The sequence below is a fragment of the Streptomyces sp. NPDC057307 genome, from assembly GCF_042667665.1.
Classification (GTDB): Bacteria; Actinomycetota; Actinomycetes; order Streptomycetales; family Streptomycetaceae; genus Streptomyces.
Window position 1 is genome coordinate 1 of the sequence record NZ_JBHUZM010000104.1, and the last position, 18,592, is coordinate 18,592.

At 68.8% G+C, this 18,592-nt stretch carries 10 protein-coding genes and 1 pseudogene; 5 read left to right on the forward strand and 6 right to left on the reverse strand.

The features are described from left to right. The coding region (locus ACFUN8_RS27650) for a type I polyketide synthase (RefSeq protein WP_383643046.1) at nucleotides 1-6,547 on the reverse strand (6,547 nt) is incomplete at its 3' end. Between the two features lie 212 nt (nucleotides 6,548-6,759). Here ACFUN8_RS27650 and ACFUN8_RS27655 point away from each other — a divergent pair. The 5 genes and pseudogenes from ACFUN8_RS27655 (at nucleotide 6,760) to ACFUN8_RS27675 (ending at nucleotide 12,687) form a co-directional block, all read left to right on the forward strand. After that, complete coding sequence (locus ACFUN8_RS27655) at nucleotides 6,760-7,473, forward strand: TetR/AcrR family transcriptional regulator (RefSeq protein WP_383643049.1); 714 nt, start codon at nucleotides 6,760-6,762, stop codon at nucleotides 7,471-7,473. Between the two features lie 75 nt (nucleotides 7,474-7,548). Further along, nucleotides 7,549-8,628: an ABC transporter permease gene (locus ACFUN8_RS27660; protein WP_383643052.1), complete on the forward strand. Its 1,080-nt coding sequence runs from the start codon at nucleotides 7,549-7,551 to the stop codon at nucleotides 8,626-8,628. Nucleotides 8,629-9,032: 404 nt separating this feature from the next. After that, a pseudogene (locus ACFUN8_RS27665) lies at nucleotides 9,033-9,368 on the forward strand (AAA family ATPase); the annotation flags it as partial. Between the two features lie 192 nt (nucleotides 9,369-9,560). Then, entirely contained in the window at nucleotides 9,561-11,723 is a 2,163-nt protein-coding gene (locus ACFUN8_RS27670; RefSeq protein ID WP_383643076.1) for a LuxR C-terminal-related transcriptional regulator, read from the forward strand. A gap of 214 nt (nucleotides 11,724-11,937) precedes the next feature. After that, nucleotides 11,938-12,687, forward strand: a complete 750-nt coding sequence (locus ACFUN8_RS27675; protein ID WP_383643055.1) for a BTAD domain-containing putative transcriptional regulator — start codon at nucleotides 11,938-11,940, stop codon at nucleotides 12,685-12,687. 67 nt (nucleotides 12,688-12,754) lie between these two features. Here ACFUN8_RS27675 and ACFUN8_RS27680 read toward each other — a convergent pair whose 3' ends face one another. The 5 genes from ACFUN8_RS27680 to ACFUN8_RS27700 all read right to left on the reverse strand — a co-directional run bounded on the left by ACFUN8_RS27680 (nucleotide 12,755) and on the right by ACFUN8_RS27700 (nucleotide 18,465). Next, nucleotides 12,755-13,543: a thioesterase II family protein gene (locus tag ACFUN8_RS27680; protein WP_383643058.1), complete on the reverse strand. Its 789-nt coding sequence runs from the start codon at nucleotides 13,541-13,543 to the stop codon at nucleotides 12,755-12,757. Further along, nucleotides 13,540-13,770: an acyl carrier protein gene (locus tag ACFUN8_RS27685; RefSeq protein WP_383643061.1), complete on the reverse strand. Its 231-nt coding sequence runs from the start codon at nucleotides 13,768-13,770 to the stop codon at nucleotides 13,540-13,542. The genes ACFUN8_RS27680 and ACFUN8_RS27685 overlap by 4 nt, the downstream gene beginning before the upstream one ends. Further along, nucleotides 13,754-15,679 carry an HAD-IIIC family phosphatase gene (locus ACFUN8_RS27690; RefSeq protein WP_383643064.1) on the reverse strand — a complete coding sequence of 642 codons (1,926 nt, stop codon included), beginning with the start codon at nucleotides 15,677-15,679 and terminating at the stop codon, nucleotides 13,754-13,756. Before ACFUN8_RS27690 ends, ACFUN8_RS27685 begins: the two co-directional genes overlap by 17 nt. Before the next feature lie 6 nt (nucleotides 15,680-15,685). Further along, nucleotides 15,686-16,717: a 3-oxoacyl-ACP synthase III family protein gene (locus ACFUN8_RS27695; RefSeq protein ID WP_383643067.1), complete on the reverse strand. Its 1,032-nt coding sequence runs from the start codon at nucleotides 16,715-16,717 to the stop codon at nucleotides 15,686-15,688. A gap of 200 nt (nucleotides 16,718-16,917) precedes the next feature. Beyond that, entirely contained in the window at nucleotides 16,918-18,465 is a 1,548-nt protein-coding gene (locus ACFUN8_RS27700) for an aldehyde dehydrogenase family protein (RefSeq protein ID WP_383643070.1), read from the reverse strand. Nucleotides 18,466-18,592: the final 127 nt, after the last annotated feature.

An 18,592-nucleotide genomic window follows, 5' to 3' on the forward strand; every position in this document is an offset into this window, starting at 1 on the left:
TGAGGAGTGCGGTGTGGAGGGCTGCGTCGAGGAGGGCGGGGTGGATGGTGTGGCCGGTGGTGTCGGTGTTCTCGGGGAGGGTGATGTCGGCGTAGTAGTGGTTGTTGTCTTGTTTCCAGGCGGTGGTGAGGCCTTGGAAGGTTGGGCCGTAGTGGTAGCCGCGGGCGTGCAGGTCGTCGTACAGGCCGGTGACATCGACCGGTTCGGCACCTGGGGGCGGCCAGGTCGCTGACGGCTGGGGCGGTGCCGGCTGGTGCTGGGTGAGGGTGCCGTCGGCGTGCTGGACCCACGCCGTGTCGGTGTCGGTGCGCGAGTTAATGATCAGGGTGCGGGTTCCGTCGTGGGCGGGTTCCAAGGTGAGGTGGAGTTGGCGGGGTGTGGTGGGGTCGAGGATGAGGGGTGCGTGGAGGGTGAGTTCGGTGAGGTGGGGGTGGCCGGTGTGGAGTCCTGCGTGGAGGGCGAGGTCGACGAGGGCGGCGCCGGGGAGGAGGACGGTGCCGGCCACGGCGTGGTCGGCGAGCCAGGGGTGGGTGCTGAGGGAGAGTCGGCCGGTGAAGAGGGTGGTGGTGTCGGCGAGGTCGATCCGCGCCCCGAGCAGCGCATGCTCAGCCCCCGACAGGCCCAGAGACGTCGCGTCCTGGAGGCGGGATGAGGACTTCAGCCAGTACGACTCGCGCTGGAACGGATACGTCGGCAGATCAACCGCTTGCGACGACTGAGGGAGGAACCTTGTCCAGTTGATGGGGGTGCCGGTGGTGTGGGCGTGGGCCGCGGAGACAACAAGCTGGGTCAGCGTGCCTTGCTGCCGCCGCAGGGTTCCGATGACCGTGGCGGGTGTCTCGGTGGTGTCGGTGGTGTCCTGGATGCCGATGGTCAGGACCGGATGCGGGCTGGACTCGATGAACAACCTGTAGCCGTCGGCCAGCAGGGCCCGGGTCGTGGTCTCGAACCGGACCGTCCCGCGCAGATTCTGATACCAGTACGCGGCGTCCATCGTGGTGGTGTCGGTGACACGCTCACCCGTCACCGTGGAGTAGAACGCAATGTCCGTCACCGCCTGCGGCGTGACCGGGGCCAGCAGCTCAGCGAGCGTGTCCTGGAGTTGGTCGATGTGGGGGGTATGGGAGGCGTAATCGACATCGATACGCCGCGCCCGCACATCCGCAGCTTCGTAGTGGGCGAGCACCTCCTCCAGCGCTGTGACGTCACCGGCGATGACGGTGGACGCAGGCCCGTTGATGGTAGCGATGGTCAAAGTGGGCGCGTGGGTGTCGAGGTGGGCCTGGACCTCCGCCGCGGGCAGGGGAACCGAGACCATTCCGCCGGTGCCGGCGAGTGCGGTCAGGGCCTTCGACCGCAGCGCGGTGATACGGGCGCCGTCCTCAAGAGTCAGAACCCCGGCGACCGTGGCCGCCGCGATCTCGCCCTGGGAATGACCGACAACCGCATCCGGTACGACTCCCAGCTCTGCCCAGGCTGCGGCGAGTGACACCATTACCGCCCAGAGGACCGGCTGGACCACATCCACCCGCTCCAGCGACGCCGCACCCTCCGCCTCGTTCAGGACATCCCACAGACCCCAGTCCGTGAACTCCCCCAGCGCCACCGCGCATTCATCCAAACGCTCCCGGAACACGGGCAGTTCCGCAGCGAGTTCCACCGCCATTCCCGCCCACTGCGACCCCTGCCCCGGGAACACCAGCACCGTCCGCCCCGTGCCGGACGCGACCTGACCCGACACCACAAACGGCGACGGCTCACCCGCTGCCAAAGCCCGAGCCCCGGACAGCAACTCCTCCACCGACCCACCAATCAGCACCGCACGGTGATCGAACCGGGCACGCGACGACACCAACGCCCGCCCCACCGCCACCGGATCAGCCCCCGCCAACGACCCCAACCGCAACGCCTGCTCCCGCAACGCCACAGCCGACCTCGCCGACATCACCCACGGGACGACAGCGGGGCACGGTGCCAGGGTGGTTGCCCCGGAGGCCGGTTCTGCTGGTGGCACTTCCTCGATGATGACGTGGGCGTTGGTGCCGCTGACGCCGAAGGAGGAGATGCCCGCCCGACGTGGATGACGGTCGTTCAACCAAGGGCGTGCCTCGGTCAGGATCTCGACGGCTCCCGCCGTCCAGTCGACGTGCCTCGATGGCGTGTCCACGTGCAGTGACTGCGGCAGCACCCCGGCCTGCATCGCCATCACCATCTTGATGACACCTGCGACGCCTGCGGCGGCTTGGGTGTGACCGATGTTCGACTTGATGGATCCCAGATAGAGCGGCCGGTTGTCGGGGCGGTTCTGCCCGTACGTCGCGAGCAGTGCCTGCGCCTCGATGGGATCACCCAGCCGCGTCCCCGTGCCATGGGCCTCGACCGCGTCGACCTCGGCGGCAGTGAGCCCCGCCCCGGCCAGCGCCTGGCGGATCACCCGCTCCTGCGAAGGACCGTTCGGCGCGGTGAGGCCGTTGCTCGCACCGTCCTGATTCACCGCCGAACCCCGCAGCACCGCCAGCACCCGATGCCCATGACGCTCCGCGTCCGACAACCGCTCCAACACCAGCAGCCCGGCGCCCTCACCCCACCCCGTACCGTCTGCCGCATCCGCGAACGGCTTGCAACGACCGTCTGCGGAAAGACCGCGCTGGCGACTGAATTCCACGAACAGACCCGGCGACGACATGACCGTCACCCCACCCGCCAGCGCGAGAGAGCTCTCGCCCTGACGCAGCGACTGCGCCGCCATATGCAACGCCACCAACGACGACGAACACGCCGTATCCACCGACACCGCCGGACCCTTGAGACCGAGCGAATAGGCGATGCGACCTGATGCCGCACTGATGCTGCCACCGGTCAGTAGGTATCCGCCGAGGTTGTCGACCGGTTCGGCGAGCCGGGGACCGTACTCCTGTGCCATCGTTCCGATGAAGACCCCGGCGGGCTCTCCCACCAGTGAGTCGGGTGCGATGCCGGAGCGCTCCAGTGCCTCCCAGGCCGTCTCCAGCAGCAGCCGCTGCTGCGGGTCCATCGCCAGCGCCTCACGCGGACTGATCCCGAAGAATTCAGGGTCGAACTCGTCGGCCTCGTAAAGGAATCCGCCGTGGCGGGTATAGGTACTGCCGGCCCTCTGCGAGTCCGGGTCGTAGAGACCGTCCAGGTCCCAGCCACGGTTGGTCGGGAAGCCGGAGATGACATCCGTGCCTTCGGCGACCAGCCGCCACAACTCCTCCGGCGACGACACACCGCCCGGGAAGCGGCACGCCATGCCCACGATCGCCACTGGCTCATCGGCCACGGCCGACGGTCGGACCAGCGGATCCAGGGGGCTGGTGTCGCCGCCGACCAGGCGGCTCAGCAGGTGACGGGCGAGTTCGTTCGGAGTCGGGTAGTTGAAGATGCCGGTGGGTGGCAGGCGTAGACCTGTCGCTTCTCCGATCCGGTTACGCAGTTCGACGGCTCCGAGCGAGTCGAATCCCTGCTCCTTGAAGCTTCGGTCGTTGTCCACCGAGGTCGAAGATGCATGGCCGAGGACAATGGCCGAACTCGAACGGACCATGTCCAGCAGGATTTTCTCCTGTTCCGGACGTGGCATCCCTGCCAGGCGGGTGACGAGAGCGGGGGCACTGTCCGGGGCGTCCTGGGGGAGATCAGACGGCTCGACCGGTGGCGCCGTCCCGTCAGATGTGGAGCCGACAAGCCCGCCTGAGGGGAGCGGGAACTCCTGATGCTGAAAGGGGTACGTCGGGAGGTCGACTGTCTGGGATGTTTTGGGGAGGAACCTTGTCCAGTTGATGGGGGTGCCGGTGGTGTGGGCGTGGGCGGCGGAGGTGAGGAGTTGGGTGAGGGTGCCTTGCTGTCGGCGGAGGGTTCCGATGACCGTGGCATCGGATGCGGTCTCGGTGTCGGTGGTGTCCTGGATGCCGATGGTCAGGACGGGGTGGGGGCTGGACTCGATGAACAACCTGTAGCCGTCGGCCAGGAGGGTGCGGGTGGTGGTCTCGAACCGGACCGTCCCGCGGAGGTTCTGATACCAGTACGCGGCGTCCATCGTGGTGGTGTCGGTGACACGCTCACCGGTCACCGTGGAGTAGAACGCAATGTCCGTCACCGCCTGTGGAGTGACGGGGGCCAGCAGCTCAGCGAGCGTGTGCTGGAGTTGGTCGATGTGGGGGGTGTGGGAGGCGTAGTCGACATCGATACGCCGCGCCCGCACATCCGCAGCTTCGTAGTGGGCGAGCACCTCCTCCAGCGCTGTGACGTCGCCGGCGATGACGGTGGACGCAGGCCCGTTGATGGTAGCGATCGTCAAGGTCGGCGCGTGGGTGTCGAGGTGGGCCTGGACCTCCGCCGCGGGCAGCGGCACGGAAACCATCCCGCCGGTGCCGGCCAGTACGGTGAGTGCTTTGGAACGCAGCGCGGTGATACGGGCGCCGTCCTCAAGAGTCAGAACCCCCGCGACCGTGGCCGCCGCGATCTCACCCTGGGAATGACCGACGACCGCATCCGGGACGACTCCCAGCTCGGCCCAGGCTGCGGCCAGTGACACCATCACCGCCCAGAGGACCGGCTGGACCACATCCACCCGCTCAAGTGACGCCGTGTCATCGGCTTCGTTGAGGACGTCCCACAGACCCCAGTCCGTGAACTCCGCCAGCGCCACCGCACATTCGTCCAAACGCTCCCTGAACACGGGCAGTTCGGCGGCGAGTTCCACCGCCATTCCCGCCCACTGCGACCCCTGGCCCGGGAACACCAGCACCGTCCGCCCCGCACCCGCCCGGACCTGACCCGACACCACGAACGGCGACGGCTCACCCGCCGCCAAAGCCCGAGCCCCGGCCAGCAACTCCTCCACCGACCCACCAATCAGCACCGCACGATGGTCGAACCGGGCACGCGACGACACCAACGCCCGCCCCACCGCCACCGGATCAGCACCCGCCAACGACCCCAACCGCAACGCCTGTTCCCGCAACGCCACAGCCGACTTCCCCGACACCACCCACGGCACAACACCCAACTCCGCAGGCCCCGCGACATCCGCCCCAGTCGCCGGCGCCTCCTCCACAATCACATGGGCGTTCGTGCCACCCATCCCGAAGGAGGAGACGCCAGCGACCAAGGGCCCATCCCCGCCGGGCCAAGCGCCGTGCTCGGCGTGGACCCGGAGGTTCAGCTCCTCCAGGGGGATCTGTGGATTCGGCGACTCGAAGTTCAGACTGGCGGGAAGTTCCCGGTGGGTGAGGCTGAGAACGGTCTTGAGGAGGCCCGCGATGCCAGCCGCACCCTCCAGGTGGCCGATGTTCGTCTTCACCGACCCGACGTGCAGGGGCGCCGCGTCCGCCGCGCGTTCGCCGCCCAGCGCGGCGCCGAGTGCCGCTGCCTCGATCGGGTCGCCGACCGGCGTACCGGTGCCATGGAGTTCGACGTACCTGACCTCGGAAGGGGAGACACCCGACCGCTCGTACACCTGGCGCAGTAGTTCTTCCTGGCCCTGACGGCTGGGGGAGCTCAGACTGTGGCCGCCGCCGTCATTGTTCACCGCGCTGCCGCGGATCACCGCGTGCACCCGGTCGCCGTCCGCGAGCGCCCGGGACAGGGGCTTGAGAACGACGACGGCGCCGCCTTCGCCCCGTACATAGCCGTTCGCGCGTGCGTCGAACGTGAAGCACCGGCCGTCGGGAGAGTAGCCGCCGAGTTTGCCCGAGGCGATCTGGCTCTCCGGGGCGAGGTTCAGGTTGACGCCGCCGGCGATGGCGAGCGTGTTCTCCCCGTTGCGCAGGCTCTCGCAGGCGAGGTGCACCGCCACGAGGGAGGAGGACTGTCCGGAGTCGACGGCGAGGCTGGGGCCCCGCAGGCCGTATGTGTACGAGATGCGGTTGGCGATGATGCTGCGGTGGACACCCGTCAGGGAGTGCCGGGTGATCGCGTCGAGTCCGCCGCGGTTGAGCAGGGTCGCGAAGTCGTTCCAGATGGACCCGACGAACACACTGGTGCGGCTGCCTGACAGTTCATCCGGCACGATACGGGCGTCCTCGAACGCCTCCCAACTCAGTTCCAGCAGCAGCCGTTGCTGCGGGTCCATGGCGAGTGCCTCGCGCGGTCCGATGCCGAAGAAGCGGGCGTCGAAGCCGACGATGCTGTCGCGGTCGAGGAAGCCGCCGTAGCGGGAGTTGATCTTGCCAGGCGTGGTGATGTCGCTGTCGTACAGCGCGTCGGCGTCCCACCGGTCGGCCGGCGCTTCCGTGATGGCGCTCCGGCCCTCTTTGAGCAGGTCCCAGTAGCTGTCGGCGTCGGGAGCTCCGGGAAGACGGCAGGACAGACCGACGATGGCGATCGGGTCGTTCGCGGCAGACGCGGCAGACGCGGCAGACGCCACGGACGCCACCGATTCCACGGGCCCTGCGGACGCCACGGGCCCCACGGACGCCGCACCCTCCAGGGCCTGCCCCTCCCGAGTGCCCTGCGTCCCCTGTGTCTCCTGCGTGCCCTGCGCCGCCCGCTCGCCAGTGGCGTGAAGGTTCGTCTGCTCAGTCGTCATCGCGTCAACTGCCCCTTGGAATCGACTGCTTGGCGGGCCAGGCCCTCCGGGGCGCGCCCACGGGAAGCTCCAGTGGTCCGGGTCGCGACCACAGTCGGTCGGGTTGCTAAGGAGGACCTTTCCGTGATCTAAAGCGCCTTCGGTGCGTGGGAAGAAATATTGCTAGTTGAGAAAACTTGCGTAGCACGCACAATCATAGCTACCGTTGCCGCATGGCTGAAGACCACACCGAGGGCCTGGGGTTGCGGGAGCGCAAGAAGATCGCCACGCGAAAAGCGTTGGGCGAAGCCGCTCTCCACCTCGCGGCCGAGCGGGGGCTGGACGGCGTTCTGATCGAGGACATCGCTGCCGCGGTGGGAGTGTCGCCCCGGACCTTCAGCAACTACTTCTCCAACAAGCACGAGGCGATCGTCAGTCTCGTCCTGGCGCGGGCCGCCGGCCTTCGTCACGCGGTCGCCGGCCGGCCCGACGACGAACCTCTCTGGGACTCCATCGCGCATGCCGCCGCCCTGTACATCCCGGAGCGGGACGCGATGTCGGAGGAGTGGCGGATGAGCGCCCGACTGATCCGCAGTTCGCCGGCGTTGGAGAGCGAGCAGTTCAAGGCGTACGCGCAGATCGAGCGGGCGCTGACGCAGGAGATAGCGGCACGCACCGGCACGCATCCGCAGGACGATCTCTACCCCGCACTGGCCGCGGGTGTCGCCGTATGCGCCATACGAGCCTCGCTGCGGCACTGGCTCGACACCGCGGAGGACGGCATCCCCTACTCCGAGGTGCTCCGATGTGTGATCCGGCAGGTCGGCATGGGTCTGCCGGATCCTGACGCCGTCAATGTCCAAAACGCTGCCAACGTCCGGAACCCTTCCAGTCTCCGGAGCGCCGCCGGCGATCGGATCGACGGGCCGCCGCCGTCCGAACCGTGAACTTCTGCTACACGTACTTCCGCTACATGAACTTCCGTTACGTGCACTTCCCGTACGTGAACTAAGGAGCTTTTCGTGTCCACTTCGTCAGCCACCGCTGCGACTCCAGGAGCCGCGGCAGGAGGTGCGGCGACTCCGCCGCCCACATCATCCTGGGCGGTCACCCTCCGTGCGGTCGTCATCGTCACCCTCTTCCTGGCCGGCATCCTTGTCGCCTTCGCCCTGCCCCAGATCCACCTCGGGCCACGTGACATCCCGATCGCGGTCGTGGGTGAGCCGGCTGCCGCCGACGCGCTCGGTACGCGACTGGAGAAGGAGCGGCCTGGAGCGTTCGACATCACCCAGGTGTCCGACACGCAGGAGGCGCGCCGTCTCATCGACGATCACGAGGTGTACGGCGCCGTGGTCACCCACGATGCCGAGGACCCCTCGATGATCATCGCCAGCCAGGCGGGCCTGCCGGTGGCCAACGTGCTGAAGGAGCTGGGCTCACAGCTGCGCGGTGGCGTCCCGCCCGGTGCGGTGGAGGACGTGAAGCCGCTGCCCGCCGACGATCCCACCGGCGCCGGCCTGAGTTCCGGCTCGCTGCCCATGGTCCTCGGCGGCTGGCTGGCCGCAGTCCTGATCCTGATGCAGGTCCGAGGGCTGGGGCGGCAGGTGAGCGGTGTCTTCCTGTTCTCCGTGATCGGCGGCTTCGTCCTCAGCGCGATGATCAAGTACGTGTTCGGTTCCGTCGACGACGGCAACCTCTTCCTGATGACGGCCGCCGCCGCGCTGAGTCTCGCCGCGACCGCCTGGATGATCCTCGGACTGCGGGCGGCCTTCGGCAATCCGGGTCTCGGTGTCGGCGGTCTCCTCGTCATCCTCATCGGCAATCCCCTCTCCGGTCTGAGCAGTGCGCCGGAGATGCTTCCGGACGGCTGGAGCACGCTGGGCCAGCTTCTGCCGCCGGGCGCGGGCGGCACGCTGCTGCGGTCCGTGGCGTACTTCGAGGGCAACGGCGCTCTCGTACCCGTCCTGGTACTGACCTCGTGGATGGCCGGGGGCGTGGTCCTGTTCCTGTTCGGCATGGCGCGGGCCCGCAAGAAAGCCCTGGCTTCTTCTCAGGCCGCGTCGACCGGCGGCCCGCAGAATGCCGCGGTGCCCGCTTCCTGACGGTCGGTCTGGTCCGACCGGTGTCTTGGGAGTGCGGTCCCACCCGCGCCTTGAGCGTACGGTCCGACCGACATCCGGGGTATGCGGTCCGACCGGCGCCTTGAGCATCCGGGCACGACCGTCATCCTGACCGTGCGGTCCGACCGGCGCCCTGACCGTGCGGCACGACCGTCGTCGTGAGTGAACGCAGGCCCCGCCGTGCGATGGTGGAGTCTGCGTTCACGTCGGAGGCCAAACGACGAAGCCGTACACGCGACTGGGCTTTGGTCCGTTTCGCTGCCATGTGTCAAACAGCGCCCAATTATGAACCAGTTGTCCGGTTCGATAGGGACGGGCAACGTGGATACGGGGGAATGGCAATGCTGGTGGAGAGGGAGGTGGAACTCGAGGCGTTGCGGCTGGCAATGGCCCGCGGCGCACCGGGGACCGTGAGTGTGGCTCTCGTCGAGGGAGCTGCCGGATGCGGAAAGTCCGCATTGTTGGACGCGATTGTGGCGGAGGAGTCGGCCGCCGGGGCGGCAGTTCTTACGGTGTCCGCATCGGGCTTCATCAGACTGTCCGCCGGCAGCGCGTGGCGGGAGTTGGCCGAAATACCGCGCTCTTCTCTGGATGTGGAAGATCTACTAGGCGATCGCTCCTTGGTTATATGCATGGACGATGCGCACAAGGTGGACTCCGAACGCCTGGACGCGGTGCTGCACATGATGGAAGCATTTCGGCCACACGGTATTACATTACTGATGGCGCAGACCCTGGAATCTGATCTTCCGGGGACAGCATTTCACACCGAGATCTGGCGGCAGCAGCATTTCCGCAGAATTCAGGTCAGCAGGCTCAGTTGCGGCGCCGCCGCCGACCTGATCGCTCGGCACGGCGACGGAGCTCCAACGGCGGGGACGGCCGATGGGAAGTTGGCCGGAGAGCTTTCCGCGGTGAGCGGTGGGAATCCCCTGTTGCTGCGCGCGCTGCTCGCCGAGTGCGCGCAGCCGGCCGGCCTGGCGGGTGACGTACGCCTGGAGCCCGGCCTGCGCGGGCCGTTCGCCCGGTCCGTGCTCACCTGCCTGGCCCGCGGTGGCGCCGAGACCCGTGACGTCGCCGTCGGCATGGCGGTTCTCGGCGAGCGTAGCGGCCTCGATCTGCTCAGTGCCCTGCTGGGGGTCACGCCCGCGTCGGCGCACCAGGGCACGCAGATACTCAATGCCACCGGTATCGCGGACGGTTACCGGTTCCGCCATCCGATCGCCGAGGCCGCCGTACTGGAATCGCTGCCCGCGCAGCGCCGTTCCGCGCTCCACAGCAGGGCGGCCGGTCTGCTGTTCGCCCGCGCCGCCCACTCCACGGAGATCGCGCGCCATCTCACGGCGGCCGGACGGACCGAAGAATCCTGGGGTGTCGCGGTGCTTCAGGACGCGGCCACGCACGCCATCGCCGACGACGACGCGGAGGGAGCCCTCCTGCTGCTGAACCTCGCCGAGCACGAGTGCGGGGACGAGGAACAGCGCGCGGTGATCCGACTCAGCGCCGCCATCATCACCTGCCGGCTCAACCCCTCGGTCGGCGAGCAGCAGTTGACCGATACGGTGCGGGCCCACCACACGGACCTGCTGACCCCGATGGCGGGCAGCCTGCTCAACCGGATGACCTTGAAGCGCCCGGGCGAGGAGTGGTCCCTCGGCGAGGAGCGGCCCCCGGCCGAGGAGCGGCCCACGGGCGGCCCGCCCGGCCGGCAGCCCGCCCCGACGACCGGACGGGGCAAGGTCCAGCCGTACGTCAGAGAACTCTGGAGCACTCTCCTCATGGTGCACCAGGGCGGAACTCACCCGGCTCCAGCCGGACCCGGCACGGCATCGGCCGCTCCCGTGCCGTCGCCGCGACGGTCCCAGGAGGGCCTGCTCATTCCGGCCCAGTCCGCCGCGAGTTCACTGTGGCTGCGGGCGGACGCTGACCTGGAGGAGACGGCGGCGGCCGCCGCCGAGCGGAGTCTGCGGATCTCCCCGCTCGTCGACTCCACGCTTCCGGAGCTGGTCAACCACCTCAAGGTGCTCGCCTTCACGGGCCGGTCCGGCGCCGCGGAGGAGTTCGCCCTGCGCTTCGACAAGGAGGCGGGCCGACGCAACGCCCCCGGCTGGCAGACCCTGTTCGCCTCGGCCCTCGCCGAGATCGCCCTCGCCCGGGGCGCGTTCCCCGAGGCACTGGCGCACGCGCTCCGGGCCACGGAACTGGTGTCGTTACGCAGCCACAGCGTGTTCGCCGTCGGGGTCAGGGTCAGCCGGATCCTCGCCCACACGGCCATGGGCCAGTACGCCGCCGCGGGCGTACTGCTGGAACAGGCCGTGCCGGAGCAGCTGTTCTCGAACGCGGACGTGTTCGCGTATCTGCGCGCCCGCGGTCGCTATCACCTGGCCACCGACAACGCCGCCGCGGCGATGAACGATCTCGGCCGGGTCGGTGCGCTCGCCAGGGAATGGGGCATGGACCGGCCCGCCCTGGTGCCGTGGCGGCTCGACGCCGCCGAGGCCTGGCTCGCACTCGGCGACAGGAGGCGAGCCGCCGAACTGATCACCGGTCAGTCGGAGGCGTACGAGACGAGTACCCACCGGGTGCGCGGGATGACGCTGCGGCTGCGGGCGGCCTTGTCCGCCCAGCACCACCGGATCCGGCTGCTGCGGCAGGCCGTCGGTGAACTGCACTGGTCCGGGGACGGATACGAGCTGGCGCGGGCGCTGGCCGACCTGGCCAAGGCGTACGAGGAAGCCGGCGACGAGGCGAAAGGCCGCATGACCAAGCGCCGCGCCTGGCGCCTGGCCAAGGAGCGCTCCGCCGAGCCCTTGTGCGCGCTGATCCTGCCCGGATTCGAACTCGGCAGTGATGAACTGGCCGCCGAGGAAGAAGCGGCCCTGGAACGGCTCAGTGAATCGGAGCGGAAGGTTGCCGTTCTCGCCACCCGCGGGTATACCAATCGGGAAATAGCGAGTCGCCTCTATGTGACCGTAAGCACGGTCGAGCAGCATCTAACGCGGATATACCGAAAGCTGGAAATCGCCGGCCGCCGTGAGCTGCAGCGCGTAACCGTCGATATGGATGAAGCTGTGTGATGGCTCACACCATGCCATTGTTAACTGCTCATGGCATGCCGGTTGAATTTGTCGAAGAACCCCTTGTGGGGCACGGTTAGGGGTCGTTATAGGGGTTGAGTGGGGGATGCGCCTATGGGAGCGTTGCTCGTGGTCGATTTCATCGAATTCGACAACTGGGGGATAATTGAGATACGACATTCTTGGCCCATTACGGGTGGTAGACGTGCATGGAATGAGATTCATCAGTGCACGCAAGATGGAGGTTCTGCTGGCCGCATTGCTGTCGCGGTCCGGCCAGGTTGTCACTACCGGGCAGCTTTTCACCGAGTTGTGGGGGGAGAACCCGCCCCGTCGGGCGAGCGCTTCGCTGCACGTCTACATCTCTCAACTCCGCGCGTTCCTCAGCCGTCCCGGTCAGTCACAGAGCTCCATCGTCACCCGGTCACCCGGCTATCTGATCCAGGTCGGCGCCGACGACGTCGACGCCCTGGACTTCGAAAGCAAAGTCGAGGAGGGACGCACCCACGCGGCCCTCTGCCGCTACGAAGATGCGGTGGCCTCCCTCGAGGCGGCGCTGGCACTCTGGCGAGGCCCGGCCCTGCACGACCTGCGCGACGGCCCGCTCGTCAACACCTATGTGACCTGGCTCGAAGAGACCAGGGTCGAGTGCCACGAGATGCTCATCGAGAGCTACCTCAGGCTCGGACGCCACCGGGAGGTGGTGGGCCGGCTGCAGATGCTCATCGTCGAGTATCCGCTCCGCGAGGTCTTCTACCGCTACCTCATGATCGCTCTGCACCGCGCGGAGCGACGGGCGGAGGCACTCCACGTCTACCAACTGGTAAGGCGCGCTCTCAACGAAGAACTCGGACTGGAGCCGTGCCGCTCCCTGCGGGAGCTGCAGCAGGCGATCCTCAACGGCGAGGATGCGTCGGACATGCTCCTGGACGGGCCGAGCAGTCCGCTGCTCGGCGCCCGTTGACCCGGAGCGCCCCCCACAAGAGCGGCCCCTGCCCGGAAGGGCGGGGGCCGCAGTCGTGGGTGCCGGATCAGACGCGGCCTCCCACGAAGGCGCCCATGGACACGGGCGCCCGCACCGTCTCGAGTACGTCCCGCAGTCGGCCGAGGAACGCGGCTTCCGACTCGCGGGTGAAGAAGTGCCCGCCGGGGAACCAGTGGGAACGGAACGCGCCCGTCGTGCGGTCGGCCCACCGCGCCGCCTCGTCCACAGGGACCAGCGAGTCGTCGAGCCCCGCGAACACATCGACCGGGCAGCTCAGTTGCGGGGCGCCGGGACGCTCGGGCCGACTGCCGCACAGCCGCAGATCGTTACGGAGCAGCCCCAGCGCCCACTTCATCCACTCGGGGTGCTTCAGCAGCACGGCGGACGTCCCCCCGCCGGCCAGCATCAGCTGAACCAGATCCCGGTCGGCCAACTCGGCCAGCGCCCCGAGCCCCGCCACACCGGCCCGCGCCGGCGCCGCACACGCGCCCGCGATCAGCCGCTCCGGCAGCCGGGAGCCACGCTCCTGGCGCAGCAGCGTGAGATCGTGCGCGATCAGTGCCCCCATGCTGTGCCCGTACAGCACATACGGACCGTCCAGGAACGGGCCGAGCTGTACGTCGAGTTCGGCGACCAGCACCTCCATGGACCGGACCACCGGCGTCCTGACCCGCCCCTCCCGGCCCGGCAGTTGCACGGGCATCACATCGATGCCCGGCCCCAGCTTCTCCTGCAGCCCCCGGTACGCCGACGCGGCACCGCCGGCGTGATGGAAGCAGACGAGCCGCAGCGCGGCGTCCGCCAGGGGCGGGCGTACCAGGCACGGGGCGGTCATCGACCGCCGCCCGCCAGGTCGTAGACCTCCTTGAGGCTCCCGGCCTCCAGCATGTCGGGCAACGAGACGGGGCGCCGTGTCTCCCGCTCCAGCAGGGAGAGGAGGGTGATGAGATGCACCGAGTCCCAACCGGGCACGTCGTCCCAGCTCTTGCCGACCGTGTCCACGGTCACCTCGATGCCCAGTTCCTCATGGACCAGGGTGACGAATTCAGCCAAGCTGTTCACTCGGGATTCCCTTCGAGCCGTTGAACTGGAAACTGAGCCGCACATGGGGCGCCGGTCCGGGCAACGTGTCGAGAGTGTGACGGAACGTGACCGTCGCCCCGTCGTCGGTCACCGCGGCGAAGCCCGCCTGCGGGTAGAACGCCGCGACCTTGCCGTTCTTGGCTGACCGCCGGTACGAGGCGATCACCTCGGTCGCGCCGTCGGCCTTCGCCTGTTCGAGCACGACGGCCAGGCAGCTCCGCTCGATGCCGCGGGAGAACACCCGGCAGCTGAGGAGGAAGTTGTCGATGTATGTGGTCGTGCCCTCCTGGCGGGTGAAGACCGCGCCCACCAGCCCGTTGTCGCCGAACCGGTCGGCCGAGGCGATCGCCAGCACGCGCGACGCCGGATCGGCGGCCAGCTCGCGGACCTCCGGTTCCTGGAGCCGTACCGTGGTGAGATTGAACTGATTGGTACGCAACGTCATCTGCGAGACCCGTGGCACGTCCCGCGGCTCGGTCTCCCGCAGTTGGACGGTGACACCGAGGTTGGCCAGATAGTCGTCGAGAGAGTCGAAGCTGTCCAGGAAGTCGTTGCGGACCAGCTCGTCGCGGTAGCGGCCGGGACGGACCCGGTCCTCGGCGGTGAGGTTCCGCACGTCGAACCAGCCGTCCCGCAGCAACTTCTCGATGTGCAGGGCGGGTTCGGTGTCCAGCGGGACCACCGCCACCTCGGGCAGCTCGTGCCGGACCAGACCGCACTCGAAAGGACTGTCGTCGACGAACACGAACGAGTCGACACCCAGATTGAGATCGGCCGCCAGTTGCTCGATGTTCCCGTGCTTGGGGTCCCAGTTGGCCACCACCCGTACGAAGTCGTCCTCGCGCAGCGCCATTCGGGGATGCGACGACAGCACCTCACGCACCGCGTCCTGGTCGTTCTTGCTCACCGCGGTCAACAGCACGCCCTGGGAGGACAACTGCTTCAGCACCCGCTGGAAACCGTTGAACGCCTCACCCCGGTAGGTGTCGGCGACCTCGATGCCGTCGATGCCCGCGTCACCCAGGATGCCGCCCCACACCGTCTCGTCGAGATCGACCGCCAGCACCTTCTTGGCCCGGCCGGTGAGATGCCGTACGAGGTGCCCGGCCTCCTTCGCGTACGCCGCGAGCAGACCGGACGACAGATGCGCCTTCGCGTACACACTGAGCCGCGCGTCGGTGGCGGGCACCCCCGCGGCGAGCCACGGTGCCACGTCGAGGACCGTCAGGTGCGGATGCTCCGCGGTGAGCCGCAGCAGCCGCGCGTTGGCCTCGTGCCACAGGGCGGACACCTCCGCCCGCGACGCGTGGTCCACCAGCTGCGCGGTCACCGACCCCAGCAGCGGCAGTGTGTTCAGCACCAGCGTTCCCGACGCCGTGGCGCCGTAACGCACCACCAGCCGCTCCAGCAGCGCGACCTTCTCGGCCAGCACCCGCTCCAGGTCCGCCGGCCGCCACGGTACGGGCAACTCGTCCAGCACGATGCGCTGGTCGAGCAGACACAGCGTCAGATCGGGTGCATGGGCGTACAGTCCGCTGTTCGGATCGGACAGGTCGAAGACGTACGCATCGAAGTCACTGACCCGGGCCCGCAGCAGAAGGCCCGCCCGGGCCAGCTGCGCGGTGAGGGCGGGCACCAGGTCACCGACCGTCCCGTGCCCCGTGACCGCGACGTTGACCACCGGCACCGACGGGTGCGGCCGGCGGACCTCGTCGGCGTCGAGCCGCGCCAACAGCCGCCCCGCGGTGACGAGCTGAGCCTCCGTCAGACCGGTGAGCAGCCCGCGCACCAGTGGGTACCGCTCCGCGAGACGCCCCTCCTTGTGCAGGGCGCGCAGTTCGTCGAGGGCGTCGTCGGCCGTGGCGGAGAGAGGACGGGAAGAGGACATCGGCGATCAGACCCTCTCCAGCGCGAAGCCCGCCTTGATCCACTTACTGGACTCCACCGTGATGCCCAGCGCCCGGTCACCGCCGACCATCTGCGGCAGCACCCGCTCCAGCTGGATGAACGGCACGGCGTTCCCGGTGTTCGCGGTCTCCCGCACGCAGGTGATCTCCTCCGCGCCGCTCATGTTCAGCGTCTCCGTCACACGCTCGGCCATCTTCCCGGACAGCTGGGGCGGCAGCAGATAGTCGACCTCGTGCTCCGTCCAGTGGAGATCGTCCAGGATCTCCTTGACGATCTCCGCGGACATCAGCGGCACCGACTCCTCGATCGCCTTGTAGTCCTCCTGGGCGGCCGGTTTGTCGAGATGCCGGTCCGCCAGGCCGAACCACTCCACCGACTGTCCCGGTGCACGCCCCTCCCCGGTCACCCGGTGCACGACACGGCGCAGCGCGGTCGTGCCGGGCAGCTTGTCCCGGGTGAGGACCGCGGCACCCGCCCCGTCCCCGAACAGCAGCATGTTGACCAGCTCGGCCGGGGGCAGTTTGCTCATGTCGATCGTCAGATCGAAGTGCTTCACGAGCACGTCGCCGCCCAGCACCAGCGCGTTGCGGCAGTCACGGGCGAGGAGCAGCTGCCGGGCGAGCGCCAGCGCCTGGTACGCGCCCGAACACCCCGACTGGAGCTGATAGCTCGGTATGTCATTGATGCCCAGCCGCTCGGCGACCAGGTTGACGGTGGTCGGCAGCAGCGCGTCGGGTGTGGCGGAGGCGAACACGATCACATCGATGTCGGACGACCGCAGAGCGGCCCGTTCGAGGGCCAGCCGGCCCGCTTCCGCACCCAGGTCGACCAGCGACGACGTGATCTCGCCGCTGTCCAGGTCGACCGCCAGATGCCGGGTGCCCGTACCGATGAACGTGTCCACCCACTGCTCCCAGAGCCTGTCGAGGCCGAACCTCCTGGCCAGCGCGGCGTTGTCCACCGGCGGCCCGGGAAGCGCGGAGGCGGCCGACAGGATTCGGATGTCTGAGGCGTCCATTGGCGGTCCTTTCTCACAGGTGCCCTACGGCTTGACATGCTGGTCGTGCCTGCTAAAGCCGCCCTTGCCCGGGCCTTTCCCTGCTCCCGGGAAAGGGCGCGTCGCGAGCGCCCGGCCACCGGCCACGCGCGACCGGGTACGAGCGGGTGCGAGCGAGCGGGTGTGGGTGCCGTCCGTGCCACCCGTGCCGTCCGTACCGGTCAGCCGGGCAGCAGCGTGCAGTCGGGATAGTTGCCCGGCAGACGCTCACCCGCCGGGCCGCGGGTCACCGCGCGCATCAGCAGGTCACCGCCGACGAAGGCGCCACGCCAGGAGTTGCCCTGACCGCCGAAGTACTCCTCGCGATCGCCACGCGAACGGGGCTTGTTCACGCCCAGCTTGAAGGACCTGACCTCCGCGCCGATACGCAGCGCCGTCGTCTCGTCGTCGCAGGAGACCGACGCCACCAGCGAACCGTTCGAGACGTTCATCGCCGACAGCAGCTCCGCCTCCGTGTCCACCACGACGATGGTGTCCACCGGACCGAACGGCTCCGCGTGGAACAGCGGCGACGAGTTCGGCGGTGACAGGATCGCCGCCGGCGGCAGATACGCGGAGGTCTGCTGCCCCGGCAGGAACAACCCGTCGGCCATCGACCCGCGATACAGCGGCAGACCGCCACCCGCGACCGCACCGTCCGTCAGATCCGCCAGCTCCTTGGCCTTGGCATCGTTGATGAGCGGACCGAAGTCCAGCTCCGGGTACGGATCGTCCGGCAGCTCCACGGCCAGCGGATGCCCGAACCGTACGTCCCGCACCGCCGGCAGATACGCCGCGAGGAACCGGTCGAGCAGCGAACGCTGCACCACGAAACGCGGATACGCCGTGCAACGCTGCTTCGCGTAGTCGAAGCTCCTGCGGATCTGCTCGGACAGCAGCGTCCAGTCGCTGTACTCCCACACACCCCAGGAGTTGAGACCCTCCTGCTCCAGGAAGTGCCTCCGGTCCAGGCCCGCGAGACCGGCCGCCACCCGCGCCCCGGCGGCCCGCCCGCCGACGAACGCCACACAACCGATCTCCGGCGACCGCACCAGCGCCGGCGACAGCGCGGAGCCGCGCCCGCTGATGAGCGAGACCGGCAGCCCTTCCCGTACGGCCAGCGCGGCGGCCAGCGTCAGACAGGACAGCCCGCCGTCGGTCGGCACCTTCGCGATGACCGCGTTGCCCGCCAGCGTCTGGATCAGCATCGCGTGCATCAGCACACTCATCGGATAGTTCCAGCTGGCGATGTTGCTCACCGGGCCGTCCAGCGGCGCGCGGCCCGCGAGCTGCCGCTCACTCTCCGCCACGTACCACCGCACCCCGTCGACACACCGGTCCACATCGGCGCACGCCTGCTTCCACGGCTTGCCGATCTCCCACACCAGCAGCCGCGCCAGCAGGTCACGGTGCGCCTCCAGCGAATCCAGCGCCGCCGAGACACGCGCCTGACGCTCCCGCAGCGGAGTACGCCGCCACTGCTGATGCAACTGGTGCGCCGCGCGCACCGCTTCGGCCGCCTCTGCGCCGCTCAGCAGCGGCGGCCCCGGAATCGGTGTGCCGTCGACGGGGGAGAGCGCCGGGGCGGCCCGACCGTCGTGCTGCCAGGCGTCCGCCCAGCGATTGCGTACGTAGTCGGGGCCGAACGCCTCGGGCGCCGACTGCACACAGCGCTCGTACGTCGCGGCCCAGGAGGTGCCGGCCTTCAGGGTCAGCTGGGGAGGCTGCATCGTTGGGGATCCTCTCGTCGGTGCGTGCCTCGTGTGTCGCGGTCCGGCTGACGGTAGGGAGCAGCCTTCAGCGCTCCTAAAGGCCAAGGCCGCCGTGACCTGCCCGGCCGCTCTTTAGAGCGCGGTT

Excerpts from the sequence above, each read along its gene's own strand:
- ACFUN8_RS27700 (WP_383643070.1), bottom strand. The coding sequence starts at position 18,465 with ATGCAGCCTCCCCAGCTGACCCTGAAGGCCGGCACCTCCTGGGCCGCG.
- ACFUN8_RS27655 (WP_383643049.1), top strand. The coding sequence starts at position 6,760 with ATGGCTGAAGACCACACCGAGGGCCTGGGGTTGCGGGAGCGCAAGAAG.
- ACFUN8_RS27695 (WP_383643067.1), bottom strand. The coding sequence starts at position 16,717 with ATGGACGCCTCAGACATCCGAATCCTGTCGGCCGCCTCCGCGCTTCCC.
- ACFUN8_RS27690 (WP_383643064.1), bottom strand. The coding sequence starts at position 15,679 with ATGTCCTCTTCCCGTCCTCTCTCCGCCACGGCCGACGACGCCCTCGAC.
- ACFUN8_RS27675 (WP_383643055.1), top strand. The coding sequence starts at position 11,938 with ATGAGATTCATCAGTGCACGCAAGATGGAGGTTCTGCTGGCCGCATTG.
- ACFUN8_RS27680 (WP_383643058.1), bottom strand. The coding sequence starts at position 13,543 with ATGACCGCCCCGTGCCTGGTACGCCCGCCCCTGGCGGACGCCGCGCTG.